Raw genomic sequence first — 13,150 nt, 5'->3', positions numbered from 1 at the left:
GAACCATGGACAAGCCCGTCTACGAGATTCCGGAAGACCCGGGTGACGACACCGTCTTCGGCTGGTCGCCGCGCCCGGTCGAGCAGCCGACGCACCCGCTGATCCCGGGCGGCCGCCGTGCTGCCCGCCTGGCAGAGGCCACCGGTGAGCTCGGCTTCCCGCTGGTCGACTCGGCGCCCCCCGCTCCGCTGGTCGACTCGGCTGCCCCCGCCCCGCTGGTCGACGCGGCGAAGCCGAATGGAGACCTGCCCACCGTCGCCCTGCGCACCCCGCCCGAGCTCGCCCAGTGGCCCGCGACGCCCGCCTACGCGCAGCCGCAGCCGGAGCCGCAGCCCACCACGCCGGTCCCCGCGCCGCCGCAGCCGGAGCCGCAGCCGCAGCCCACCACGCCGGTCCCCGCGCCGCCGCAGCCCGAGGCATCCGACGACGATCTCACCACGCACGCGCTCACGCAGGCCGAGCGCGAAGCGTTGACGCGCGCCGACCGCGACCTGATCGCGTGCCTGCACGAGGTCGTCGCGCGGAACGCGTCCGACCTGCACGTGACCGCGAACGCGGCGCCGATGATCCGCGTCGACGGCGGCCTGCGCCCTGCGCTCGACCCCGAGCCGTGGTCGCGCGAGCGGGTCGCGCGCGCCCTCGACACCTTGCTGACTGAGGCCCAGCGCCGGCAGTTCAACGACGAGCTCGAGCTCGACTTCGCCTACACGATCTCGGCCAACGCGCGCTTCCGTGTGAACTTCTACCAGCAGCGCGGCGCGATCGGCGCGGCCTTCCGCCTCATTCCGACCGAGATCAAGACGCTGAAGCAGCTCGGCATCCCCGAGGTGATCGGCCACTTCTCGACGCTGCCGCGCGGTCTCGTGCTCGTCACGGGCCCCACGGGCTCCGGCAAGTCGACGACCCTCGCGGCGCTCATCGACCTGGCGAACGAGACCCGCAGCGACCACATCGTGACCGTCGAGGACCCGATCGAGTTCCTGCACAAGCACAAGCAGTCGCTCGTGAACCAGCGCGAGGTCGGCAACGACACGCATAGCTTTGCGGCGGCGCTCAAGCACGTGCTGCGCCAGGACCCCGACATCATCCTCATCGGCGAGTTGCGCGATCTCGAGACGATCCAGGTCGCGCTGACCGCGGCCGAGACGGGTCACCTCGTCTTCGCGACGCTGCACACGCAGGATGCCCCGCAGACCATCGACCGCGTCATCGACGTCTTCCCGCCGCACCAGCAGGGCCAGGTGCGCGCGCAGCTCGCCTCGACGCTGCAGGGTGTGGTCTGCCAGACGCTCGTGAAGCGCGCGAGCGGTCGCGGCCGTGCGGTGGCGACCGAGATCATGGTCACGACCCCCGCCATCGCGAACCTGATCCGCGAGGGCAAGACCTACCAGATCGCGTCGATGATGCAGGCCGGCCGCGAGCAGGGCATGCACACGATGGACCAGCACCTCGCCGACCTCGTCAACGCGGGCACCATCACGCGCAAGGCGGCGGAAGAGAAGGTGCACGACCCCGAGAGCTTCCACCGGCTCGTCTCCCGGCAGGATTCCCCGACCTCCGACGTCGGCCGCGCGCTCGCCGCGAGCGCCCCCGACTTCGGTGACAGCTTCTCGGGGCAGGTGTACTGATGCCGACGATGACGTATGCCTACACCGCGCGCAACGCGGGCGGGAAGCTCGTCAAGGGCAAGGTCGAGGCGCAGGGCGAGGGCTCCGTCACGCAGCGCCTGCGCGTCATGGGCCTCTCGCCCGTGTCGATCGCCGAGGCGCCCGAGGGCACCGGCCTCAACACCGAGATCAACATCGGCTTCGGCAGTGGCGTCAAGCTCAAGGATCTGTCGATCATGGCGCGCCAGATGGCGACGATGCTCGGCTCGGGCCTCTCGCTACTGCGAACGCTCAACATCCTAGCCGAGCAGACCGAGAACGTGAAGCTCGCCGGCATCCTGTCGCGCGTGCGCGACGACGTCGAGACCGGCGTCGGGCTCGCAGATTCGATGCACAAGCACGAGGACGTGTTCCCGCCGCTCATGGTGAACATGGTGCGCGCGGGTGAGGCGGGCGGATTCCTCGACCAGTCCCTCGACTCGATCGCGGTCAACTTCGAGAAAGACGTCAAGCTGCGCGACAGCATCAAGTCGGCGCTGACCTACCCGGTCATCGTGCTGATCATGTCGCTGGTCGGCGTGCTTGTGATGCTCACGTTCGTCGTGCCGATTTTCGCGAAGATGTTCGCGGATTTCGGCTCGAAGCTTCCCGTGCCGACGCAGATGCTCGTCGTGCTGTCGCATCAGATGGTCTGGCTCGCACCGACGCTCATCATCGGCGGCGGCGTCTTCGCCTGGTGGTGGAACGGCCACAAGAACGACCTCAAAGTGCGGCAGTTCGTCGACCCGCTGCGGCTCAAAGCGCCGGTCTTCGGGCTGCTGGCGAAAAAGATCGCCATCGCGCGCTTCGCCCGCAACTTCTCGAACATGATCGGCGCCGGCGTGCCGATTTTGCAGGCGCTGCAGATCGTCGGTGAGACGAGCGGCAACTGGGTCATCGAGAACGCGCTCAACAACGTGAGAGACGCCGTGCGGCAGGGCCGTGGTATCGCGGGGCCTTTGGAGGAGCAAGAGGTCTTCCCGACGATGGTCACGCAGATGATCGCCGTGGGCGAGGACTCCGGTGCTCTCGAGACGATGCTCGACAAGATCGCGGACTTCTACGAGGCCGATGTGACGGCCATGACAGAGCAATTGACGGCGCTCATCGAGCCGCTCATGATCGCGTTCCTCGGCGTCGTCATCGGCGGCATGGTGGTGGCGCTCTACCTGCCGATCTTCCAGATCACGAACGCCGTTCAGGGCTCGGCCGGCTGATGCCCCCTATGCGGGGGTAGAAATTACCCCTGATCAGGGGATTAGTTCTCGCAAATCACCCCCGTAAGCGGGATTATCTCCCCCGTTTTCGGCTCATAGCCTCTCCCATGTGAGGCGCCGACTACGCCTCATTCGCACCCCTCTTATCCCATTCTCAGAAGGACTTCCGACCATGTACTTCCGTCTCATGGGCAAGCTCAACGCTCGCCGCAATGGACTTCTCGCCGAAGACGAGAAGGGCTTCACCCTCATCGAGCTCCTCGTCGTCGTGATCATCATCGGCATCCTCGCCGCGATCGCGATCCCCGTGTACCTCGGCGTCCAGAAGAACGCCAAGGACTCGGCCGTCAAGACCGACGTCGGCAACCTGAAGACCGCACTCGTCAGTCTCGAAACCTCGGCGAACGGAGCGTTCCCGACGGACGAAGCACTCACCAAGACCAACATCGGCAGCGCCCCCAATGGTCCAGCACTGACCACCCGGCTGACACCTGGAAGGAAGCAGGCGCGACCCTCAGCCAGTACGTGGACGACAACGGCATCACGATCACCCCGGGAGACACGGCCGGTTCGTTCACGATCTGCGCCACCGACGCCGACACCAGCAACACCTTCTACGCCACTGACTCGGATGGCGTCAAGAAGGGCGACTGCCCCACCAGCTAACAGCACCGCGACGAAGCGGGTGCGTGGGGGACACCGATCTGACCGCCACGCACCCGCTTTGTCTTTTTCACCGACCGAATGCCGCAGCGCGAAAGCGAAAGGAGACGAGAAGCCGTGCTCACTCGACTCCGCTCTCGCCTGCGGCATCCGTTTGAAGAAAAGAACGCGACCGACGGCTTCACGCTGATCGAGGTCGTCGTTGCGATGTTCGTCTTCATGATCGTCTCGCTCGGCATCCTCTCGAGCGTCATGCTCACAAAGGCGGTTAGCGCCGACGCGCAGGCCCGCCAGACCGCGAGCAACCTCGCAACCGCCGCGCTCAACGTGGCGCGCACGACCAAGAACCTGAACGATCTCAGCTCGTCGACGACGACGCGGACCCTCGCTGGCCGCACCTATACCGTGAAGACGACCGTGAAGTGGGCGCCGTCGACCACGGGCGTCACGACTCAGTGCAGCACCGGCACCGGCGCAGTCCTCGGCAAGAGCGTCGAAGTCGCCGTGAGCTGGAAGGGTGCGAGCGCCGTCTCAAAGAAGGTCGACGTCACGACCCTGGTCGCCTCGACGAGCGCTGTCACTCAGGTGGGCAACGGCTCCATCATGGTGCAGGTCACCAACGCACAGGGCCTGCCCTTCTCGGCGGGTGTCGCACTTGCCATCGCGCCCGTGCCGAGCACCGGTGCGCAGACGCCAGACTCCTCAACGATCCCTGCTCAGGTCGACGCCCAGGGCTGCGCCTTCATCCCCAACCTCGTGCCAGGCAGCTACACGATCACGATCGGCACGGTCTATAACGGCATGGGCTTCCCCGACGTCGACAGCTCCGGAAACGCACAGTCGTCGCGGACCGTCGGAGTGACCGCGAACACCACCCAGCCGGCAACCTTCACCTACGACCAGTCGACTCCGGTCACGGCGACCCTTGGTCCGACCGGCGCGACGCTCCCGGTCGGTGTCCAGACCACGTTCGTGCATGACGACACGATCTCGATGCCACCTGGCGGTTGCAACGGAGTCGCGGCGCAGCACTGCGTTTTCCCGTACAGCAACGGCTACTCACTCATTGCCGGCAACCTCGGCACCGGCACGGCGCCCGGCTGCGAGAGCGTCGATCCGACAAAGTGGCTCGCCGACGCCAACTACCAGCAGGGCGCCGCGGCGCCCGTCGTGACGACGGCCGGCACCGCCGTGACGGCGAACGCCCCAATGGGTACCGTCGCCATTTCCGGACTGGCCGCCATCACGCCGGCGTCGCCCGCGACGCTCACGATCAGTGCGAAGCAGCAGGCGTCAAGTGCGACGGATGCAGCGGATCCCGGTTGCGTCATCGCGGACGGAAATTCCTACACATTTCCACCGATCGCGGGGGACACGGCCACCCTCGCGCTGCCTTATGGCACCTGGGCACTGACCTACTCCACCAGCGTGACCTACACGCTCAAGTGCACCGCGACGCGCACCTACTCCGGTGGCTCTTACGTCTACAAGTGCTCGAACACAGGCACATCGACGCCCAGCGGCCATACGCCCCCGGCATCCGGATCGACCTGCCCGACCGGCAGCGGCAGCGGCTCCGGCGGCAGCTATTCGTGCACCTGGACTGACCCCTCGACCTCATCGGCAACTCCCCTGAGCTCGCAGATCGTCACGCCAACGGCGCCGAGCAGCGTTGCCGGCAACGTCGTCACGCTCGACCCGCGGAGGCCGGTGAGCAGCCCGTGATCGACGTCGCCCATGTACTGCGCCGCGACGCAGACGACAGCGAGAAGGGTCTCTCGCTGATCGAGCTGATCGTCGCGATGATGGTCTTCTCGATCATCATCGTGCTGGTCGGCACGCTCTACGTCACCAGCCAGAAGGTTGTGCAGAGTTCGTCCGTCACGTCGAAGGATGCCGGTGTCGCGTCGAACGTAATGAACGAGCTCACGAATGTACTGCGCTATGGCACAGTTCTCCCCGACCCGAGCAATGCCCAGAACACGGTCGCCGCGTTCGTCTCCGCCACGCCGTCGTCGCTGGTGCTTTACACCTACGCCGACAGCACCGGCGGCACAGACTCGACCGCGACGCCGAAACCCGTCATGGTCGGCTTCTTCCTGGGCGCGGACGGCACGGTCACCGAGAAGCGCTGGAAGTTCGGTGCGACCACCCCGACGGCAGCGACGGTCACGAGCGTCGCCCCGAACTCGACGATCAAGCTGGGCGGCCCGATCATCGCGCCGACGACCGCGAGCCCGCTCGCCGGCGTCTGTCAGGATCCGAACGCAACGGACGCACCCGTGGCGCCTGCTGCGACAGCCGGCCCCAACGACGTACCCCCGCTCTTCACCTACTGCGACTCGAACTCGCCGATCGCCTTTGCTTCCGGCGCAATTCCGAGCGCGTCCTTGCAGGACATCAGCTCGGTCTCCGTGAACATCTCGATGAACACCGGGTCGTCGACCGGCTCGCGCGGCATCGTTCTCGCCGGAACGATCGACATGCTCAACCTCGGCGGAAAGTCGGGGGGCAGCTGATGTTCACCTGGCTCAATCGCCGCTGGCACCTGGTGCGCGAAGAAGGGGAGCGTGGCAGCGCGCTCATGCTGGTCATCGGCATCGCCGCGGTGCTGACGATCGTCGTCGCCACCGGTCTCAGCCTCGCGCAATCCGCGACGATCAAGTCCGGCTCAGACCGCGACTCGGCAGCAGCGGTGGCCGCCGCCTATTCGGGCATCGCCGATTACTCCGCGCGTCTCACGAATGACAACAGTTACATCAACCGCGGCGATGCGCATGCGCCGTTCAGCGTGCACAGCACGGGCCTGACGCTGCCGCCGACGCTGAACCCGGCGTTCTGCTACGGCCAGTCGGGTGGCGGCTGCACGCCGAACACCTGGGCGCCCGTCCCCGGTGCCGCGGGGAACGAGGCATTCCGCTACGAAGTTGACAATTCGCAGTACAACAAGACCGGGACGGTGCAGTTGCTGGCCACCGGCCGAGCAGGGCAGACCACGCGAAGCATCCGCGCCACCGTCCGCCAGAACGGCTTCCTGCAGTACGTCTACTTCAGCGACTTCGAGACCATGGACCCCGCGCTCCTCGCGCCGAAGACGGGCCACGACTGGTCGGTCGAGTGCGCCCGCTACCAGTTCACGGATGCCGCGACGAATCCCACGCCCAGGAACACCGACAACTGCGGTGGCCTTATCCAGTTCAGCTCGCACGAGTCCATCAACGGGCCGATCCACTCGAACGACACCTTGCTGATCTGCGGTGGCACCTTCACCGACGAGATCGAGACCGGCAACCCCAAGCCGGCACCGAACAACTACCTGACCGGCAATTCGAGCTCGACCTGCAACGGCACCTACACGACGCCAGTGTTCAAGAACAAGCCGCCGCAGTCGGTGACCCAGATGGGGATGCCGAAAGACAACACCGAGATGGTCGCCGACACGTCGAGTCATGACCCGAACCCGGGCTGCATCTACACGGGCCCGACGGCGATCACTTTCAATAGCGACGGCACCATGACTGTGGTGTCACCCTGGACACGGTCGACCTACTCCGACATCGCTCAGGCCGCGACAGACACTGGCCGCGCCGCGATGTGCGGCACTCCCGGCGCTGGCGGCCTCGGCGCGCCTCGTTCGGCGGCCAATCCGACGGGGGGGCAGACTCTGCCCGTTCCCGCGCAGAACCTCATCTATGTGCAGAGTGTGCCCACCGGATCGTCTGACCCGAATTACTCGAGCACGACGATGACGCAGAGCCTGGGGGCGAACAGCTGCAAAGAGTCCGACACGGGCAAGAACAACCTCGGCTATCCGTGGACGAGCACGAACAACTCGTCGTCGTACATGGGCGGCGCGACTTACCCGACGGCGAGCGCGCCGGCGAACGGGAAGAGCACCGAGACGGTGACGCAGTTCAACGGCAACAACTACTACAACTGCGCGTCGGGGGATGCCTTCATCACCGGCACCGTGAAGGGCCAGGTGACCGTCGCGGCCTCGCACTACGTCTACACGACCGGCGACCTCAACTATGCAACCGCAAACGACATCCTCGGCATCGATGGCCAGGCCGCGATCTGGGTATGGAACCCGACGTTCGGCTGCACCGACCTGAGTCACACGGGCAGCTACTCCAACGTGGTCTACAACACGACCAACGACCTCATCAACGCCGAGAGTACGAGCGGCTGCCAGGCCGATCTGCCGCAGAACGGCCGCACCATCAATGCCGCCATGCTCTCGGTGAACGACACCTTCCAGGTGCAGAACTACAACCTGGTCGGCGACGGTTCAGAGGCGCTCACCGTGAACGGCGCCATCGTGCAGCGCTTCCGCGGAACGGTCGGAACGGTGAACTCGACCGGCTTCACGAAGCACTACAGCTACGACCAGCGCCTCAAGAACATCTCGCCACCGCGCTTCCAGAACGCCGTCGCGGCCCCGTGGTCGGCGATCCAGTACTCGGCAGCCCAGCCGGCCTACAACGCAGACGGGAGTGTGCACTGATGGCGCCCACCCTCGCCCCGCTGTGGTTCTATGCCGACGTGATCGCACTGCTCGGCGTCTTCGGCCTGCTCATCGGCTCGTTCCTCAACGTCGTCGTTTACCGCGTGCCCGCCGGCCTCTCGATCGTCTGGCCGCCGAGCGCCTGCCCGACGTGCGGCGAGCAGATCAAGCCCTACGACAACATCCCCGTCATCTCGTGGCTGGTCCTGCGCGGCAAGTGCCGCAACTGCGCCACCCCGATCTCGCCGCGCTACCTTTTCGTCGAGCTCGGCACGGGCGTGTTCTTTGCGCTCGTCGCGTGGCGCTTCTGGCCGTTTGCGAGCGACGTGACGGATGCTTCGCAGCTGGCATCCCGCATCCTGACGCTCCTCGCGTTCCTCTATCTCGCGGCCATCTCGGTCGTGCTCGCCCTGATCGACCTCGACACTCACAAGCTGCCGAACGCGATCGTGCTGCCGAGTTATCTGGTCGGGGCCGTGCTGCTCGCGGCATCCGCTCTCAGCTCGCACGACCTCGGCAGACTGCTCACCGCCGCCATCGGCGCGGCCGCCGCGTTCGCGCTGTTCTTCCTGCTCGCGTTCGCAGTGCCGGGCGGCATGGGCTTCGGCGACGTGAAGCTCGCCGGCGTGCTCGGGCTCTTCCTCGGCTTCCTCGGCTGGGGGCAGCTCGTCGTCGGAATCTTCGGGGGCTTCCTGCTCGGCGGCCTGTTCGCGATCGGTCTGCTGATCGCCCGTCGTGCGGGCCGCCGCTCCGGCATCCCGTTCGGCCCATGGATGCTCGCGGGCGCCTGGCTCGGCGTCGCCGCCGGCGGCCCCCTCATCGACTCGTACCTCACCCTTACCGGCCTCGCCGGCTGACCCGACCGTCAGGAGAACACCATGCCCACCAGTGTCGTAGGCGTCGACATCGGCAGCACCATGCTGCGCGCCGTCGAGGTCGAAGACCCCGCCAAGCCGCGCCCCACAGTTGTGCGCGTGCATGAGGTGCCCTTGCCCGAGGGCGCCGCGAACCGCGGCGAGGTCCTCGAGCCGAACACCGTCGCCCAATCGCTCAAGCTGCTGTGGGCCGGCGCAAAGTTCAAGAGCAAAGACGTCGTGCTCGGCGTCGGGAATCAGCGTGTGCTCGCACGTGACTTCCAGGTGCCCAAGATGTCTCTCGCGCGCATTCGCGAGTCACTGCCGTTCGAGGCGCAGGACCTGCTGCCGGTGCCCGTCGCCGATGCGCTGCTCGACTTCTACCCGGTCGCCGAGGTGCCGGGCGAGCAGGGGCCGATGGTCAACGGCCTGCTGATCGCCGCGGTGAAAGAGGTCGTGCTCGGCAACGTGAAGGCGACCGATCTCGCCGGCCTGCGAGCGGTCGACGTCGACGTGATCCCCTTCGCGCTCAGCCGGGTGCTGATCAGCCGCCAGGAATCCCGCGGCACGGTCGCCCTCATCGACATCGGCGCGAACACGACCAACGTCGTCGTCGCGAAGGAAGGCGCTCCGCAGTTCGTGCGCATCATCCCGACCGGCGGCGCCGAGCTCACCCGCCAGCTGACCCTCGGGCTCGAGGTCGACCAGCCGCGGGCCGAGCAGGTGAAGCGACAGCTCGGTCTCGCACGCCAAGTCTCGACCGATGAGGAGCACCGCGCGGTGCAGGTCGTCTATCAAGTGACCAACGAGCTGCTGCTCAGCCTGCGCAACACGATCAACTACTACGTCAACACGCGCGCCGGCGAGGTCGTGAACCAGATCGTGCTGACCGGCGGCGGCTCGCAGCTGCCCGGCTTCGCCCAGGCGCTCGCCGAGTTCACCCGCATTCCGGTCTCGGTGGGCGACCCGTTCGCGGCCGTCAAGGTCGCGAAGACCGTTCCCGTGCAGACTCTCGAGGAGCGCCGCACCACCCACGCCGTCGCACTCGGCCTCGCCCTCGGGAGTGCAGCATGAGCACGCAGGAAGCCCCCACCGCCCTGACTGAGCTGCTCGGCCCGCTCCACCCGGACGACCAGCCGCAGCCCGACCCGAAGCCGCGCCGCCGCGGGCGCGCACGGCCGGCCGCCGCAGCGCCTGCCGCTGCCTCGCCCAAGGCGACCACCGCGCCGCTGCTGCTCATCGGCGCCGAGCCGCGCGTCGACCTGCTGCCGCCGGAGATCAAGGCGCGCCGCCAGACCCAGCAGCTGCAGCGAAAGCTGCTCTGGGCCGTTCTCGGCGTGCTGGTCCTCGTCGTGCTCGGCGTCGGCGGCGCCTGGTACGCCTCGGTGAGCGCGCAGATGCAGCTCGCTGCCGAGCAGCAGCGCACGAGCTCGCTCGCGGCCGAGCAGCTGCAGTTCTCGAAGATCAGCACCCTCGAGTCGCAGACGCAGCTCGTGCAGACCGCCCAGCGGGTCGCCGGCGCGACCGAGATCGACTGGCAGGGCTACCTCACGAAGGTGCAGGCGACGCTTCCGGCCGGCGTGACCATCAAGACCGTCAAGGTCGACTCCGAGACGCCACTGGTCGCCTATGCCCAGCCGAACACCCCGCTGCTCGGACCGCGCGTCGCGACGATCACCTTCACCGCCACGAGCGACCAGTTGCCTGACGTTCCCGCCTGGCTCGACGCTCTCTCGAAGCTCAAAGGGTTCGCCGACGCGAACCCCGACACGGTGAATCTCACCGCGCAGCAGTACTCCGCGACCATCACGATGCACGTCAATGCGGATGTCTTCGACAACCGCTTCGCTCCGAAGGACCACTGATGATCTCCGCAAACCGACTGTGGGCCTTCGGCGCGTTCGTCGTGGCCATCGGACTCGTCGCGCTCGGCTGGTTCATGGGCGTCTCGCCGCAGCTCGACGCCCGCTCGACGGCACTCGACTCGCTGGCATCCGTTCAGTCCACGAACGCGCAGCTCGAGGCCAAAGTCGGCAAGCTCGCGCGCGACGCCAAGAACAAGGACGCGCTGCAGGCCACGTTCGACGCGCTCAACGTCTCGCTGCCGAACTCGGCCGCGACGTCCGATTTCATGACCCAGCTGAATGGGGCCGCGTCCGCCGCGGGCGTCACGCTCTCGGGCATCTCCGTCACCGCTGCGCAGCCGTATGCCGCACCTGCGGCACCCCAGCAGCAGGCGGCGTCATCGTCGGGCTCGAAGGCGGCGACTCCCGCGCCTGCTCCGACTGCGCAGCCCGGCATGCCGCCGTTCACGAGCCCGGCCGTGAACGGCAACAACCTGGCCGTCGTGCCCGTGACACTCACGGCGACCGGCGACTACGGCAAGGTGCTGAACTTCGTGAAGAACGTGCAGAACCTGAAGCGCTACTTTCTGGTCACGGCGATCTCGACGACGCCGCAGACGGGAACCGACGCGGGCGGCGCCGCCGTCTCGCCGACCGGCGTGACCGCCACCATCACGGGCGACATCTTCTCGATCACCGGCCAGGCCACCGCTTCCGCTGGTTGACGGGCTCGCGGAGCGCGCATCTCGAAACCCTCGGTACCGTAGCTGCATGCCCCTCTACCTCCCCGACTTCCACGCAGGTCAGACGTTCACGACGCCGGGCCACACCGTCACCGAGGGCGAGGTCTACCAGTTCGCCGCCCTGACGAACGACAACAACGAAGTGCACACCAACGCGGAGTTCGCGAAGAACACCCGCTACGGCCAGCGCATCGTGCACGGCATGTTCGGCGCGTCGCTGTGCCTCGGCTTGATCGCCCGCACGGGAGTCTTCGAGGGCAGCGCCGTCGCCCTGCTCGGCATCGACCAGTGGAAGTTCACGGCGCCGGTGTTCATCGGCGACACCCTGACCCTCACGATCGAGATCCTGTCGGCGCGCCCGACGAGCTCCGGGGAGTACGGCGTGCTCGAGCGCCAGCTCACCCTGCGCAAGCAGACCGGCGAGGTCGTGCAAGAGGGCCGCATGGACCTCCTGGTCCTCGCCGCCCCGCTCACGCCGGTCGAGTAGCCCGCGCGAAGCCGGGCGTATCGAGACCCCATCCCTTCGCCGGTCGGATTCGGCGAAGCCGAATGGAGACCCCGCAAATCCCAGGCCAACAGCCGCCCCGTTGGTACTGTGACCCCCATGAGCGACACGACGCCGACGCCGCGTTCCGACGAGCCGACCCCCCTCGCCGACGAGACGGCCCGCGAGCACAGCACCGGCGAGCAGCCTCTGACGACGAGTTCAGACCCGGCCGACCACACCGACACCGGCGTCGTCGCACCCCTGCCGCCCGACTACCAGCCGGTCTCTGCGCAGGATCACGTCGCCCCTGAGGCCGACGTTCCCGACACCGAGCGCGAGCAGAACGTCCACGCCGCCCGCGCCGAAACGGCTCGCCTCGACGCCGCGCGCGCCGACGCGGCCCGTGCCGACGAATCGGCGGCGGCCGCCCCCGCCGCAGCCGCGGCACCGGCAGCCGCGGCTCCCGCAGCAGACACCGCCCGCGACCAGGCAGCCGAGCCCGAGGCATCCGCCACCGCTCCTGCAACTGAGCCCGCGGCCGAACCGGCGCCCGAACCGGCCGCTGCCACGGCGACCCCCGCCCCCGCGCCCGTTTCCGAGCCGACGCCTGCCCCCTACGCCGGCCCCACCTACCTGCAGACGCCGACGGCACCGAAGAAGCGCGGCAACCGCGGCCTCGGCATACTCATCGCGATCCTCGCCACCGTCGTCTTCGCAGCACTCGACCTGGCCGCGACCTACGGCATCCTGCTGCTGCGCTACGGCACCGGCAAGACCGACACGTTCTTCACGAGCTACCTGCAGAACTGGGAGTTCTGGGTCCCCGTCGCAGTCTTCGCCCTCGCCTTCATCGCCCTCGTCGCCATCGCGAACCGGGCCCGTTGGTGGGCCTACGTGCTCGGCAGCGTGTTCGTCGCCGCGTTCGTCTTCGCGGCGTTCTTCGCGGGGGCGCTGCTCACTGCGAAGGCGTGGAATCTGACGCCGAGCGAGTTCACCAGGTTCACGGGCGACTACTTCCAGAGCAACATCGTCTACCTCTGGGTCGCGGTCGCCTCGACCTTCATCGCCCTCGAGGTCGTGACCTGGTTCGGAGCCTGGATCGCCTTCCACGGCCAGGTCGCCAAGCGCCGCAATATTGAGGCGCGCGAGGCCTACGAGGCCGATCTGGAACAGTCCACCGCGCGCTGAG

12 protein-coding genes are annotated in these 13,150 nt (G+C 67.5%); all 12 read left to right on the top strand.

Annotation, left to right across the window (positions count from 1 at the left end):
* The first annotated feature begins 5 nt into the window (after positions 1-5).
* The 12 genes from ABD736_RS08270 (at position 6) to ABD736_RS08215 (ending at position 13,149) form a co-directional block, all read left to right on the top strand.
* Positions 6-1,628: a type IV pilus twitching motility protein PilT gene (locus tag ABD736_RS08270; protein ID WP_344791267.1), complete on the top strand. Its 1,623-nt coding sequence runs from the start codon at positions 6-8 to the stop codon at positions 1,626-1,628.
* The gene (locus tag ABD736_RS08265) at positions 1,628-2,863 is read left to right on the top strand and encodes a type II secretion system F family protein (RefSeq protein ID WP_344791266.1); all 1,236 of its coding nucleotides are present in this window, start codon (positions 1,628-1,630) and stop codon (positions 2,861-2,863) included. The genes ABD736_RS08270 and ABD736_RS08265 overlap by 1 nt, the downstream gene beginning before the upstream one ends.
* 172 nt (positions 2,864-3,035) lie before the next feature.
* Positions 3,036-3,716, top strand: coding sequence for a type II secretion system protein (locus tag ABD736_RS08260; protein ID WP_344791265.1), 681 nt, complete (start codon positions 3,036-3,038; stop codon positions 3,714-3,716).
* Positions 3,644-5,251 carry a prepilin-type N-terminal cleavage/methylation domain-containing protein gene (locus ABD736_RS08255; RefSeq protein ID WP_344791263.1) on the top strand — a complete coding sequence of 536 codons (1,608 nt, stop codon included), beginning with the start codon at positions 3,644-3,646 and terminating at the stop codon, positions 5,249-5,251. The genes ABD736_RS08260 and ABD736_RS08255 overlap by 73 nt, the downstream gene beginning before the upstream one ends.
* Positions 5,248-6,045, top strand: a complete 798-nt coding sequence (locus ABD736_RS08250; RefSeq protein WP_344791262.1) for a prepilin-type N-terminal cleavage/methylation domain-containing protein — start codon at positions 5,248-5,250, stop codon at positions 6,043-6,045. Before ABD736_RS08255 ends, ABD736_RS08250 begins: the two co-directional genes overlap by 4 nt.
* Positions 6,045-8,033 carry a hypothetical protein gene (locus ABD736_RS08245; RefSeq protein WP_344791260.1) on the top strand — a complete coding sequence of 663 codons (1,989 nt, stop codon included), beginning with the start codon at positions 6,045-6,047 and terminating at the stop codon, positions 8,031-8,033. The genes ABD736_RS08250 and ABD736_RS08245 overlap by 1 nt, the downstream gene beginning before the upstream one ends.
* Positions 8,033-8,890 carry a prepilin peptidase gene (locus tag ABD736_RS08240; protein ID WP_344791259.1) on the top strand — a complete coding sequence of 286 codons (858 nt, stop codon included), beginning with the start codon at positions 8,033-8,035 and terminating at the stop codon, positions 8,888-8,890. Before ABD736_RS08245 ends, ABD736_RS08240 begins: the two co-directional genes overlap by 1 nt.
* A 21-nt stretch (positions 8,891-8,911) precedes the next feature.
* The gene (gene pilM, locus ABD736_RS08235; RefSeq protein ID WP_344791258.1) at positions 8,912-9,961 is read left to right on the top strand and encodes a type IV pilus assembly protein PilM; all 1,050 of its coding nucleotides are present in this window, start codon (positions 8,912-8,914) and stop codon (positions 9,959-9,961) included.
* Entirely contained in the window at positions 9,958-10,752 is a 795-nt protein-coding gene (locus tag ABD736_RS08230) for a hypothetical protein (RefSeq protein WP_344791257.1), read from the top strand. Before pilM ends, ABD736_RS08230 begins: the two co-directional genes overlap by 4 nt.
* Complete coding sequence (locus tag ABD736_RS08225; protein ID WP_344791256.1) at positions 10,752-11,456, top strand: type IV pilus inner membrane component PilO; 705 nt, start codon at positions 10,752-10,754, stop codon at positions 11,454-11,456. The genes ABD736_RS08230 and ABD736_RS08225 overlap by 1 nt, the downstream gene beginning before the upstream one ends.
* A 46-nt stretch (positions 11,457-11,502) precedes the next feature.
* Positions 11,503-11,961: a MaoC/PaaZ C-terminal domain-containing protein gene (locus ABD736_RS08220; RefSeq protein ID WP_344791255.1), complete on the top strand. Its 459-nt coding sequence runs from the start codon at positions 11,503-11,505 to the stop codon at positions 11,959-11,961.
* Between the two features lie 117 nt (positions 11,962-12,078).
* Entirely contained in the window at positions 12,079-13,149 is a 1,071-nt protein-coding gene (locus ABD736_RS08215; protein ID WP_344791254.1) for a hypothetical protein, read from the top strand.
* Position 13,150 lies beyond the last annotated feature (1 nt).

Source organism: Gryllotalpicola daejeonensis, assembly GCF_039538145.1.
Lineage (GTDB): Bacteria > Actinomycetota > Actinomycetes > Actinomycetales > Microbacteriaceae > Gryllotalpicola > Gryllotalpicola daejeonensis.
This window is presented reverse-complemented; position numbering and strand designations above follow the sequence as displayed.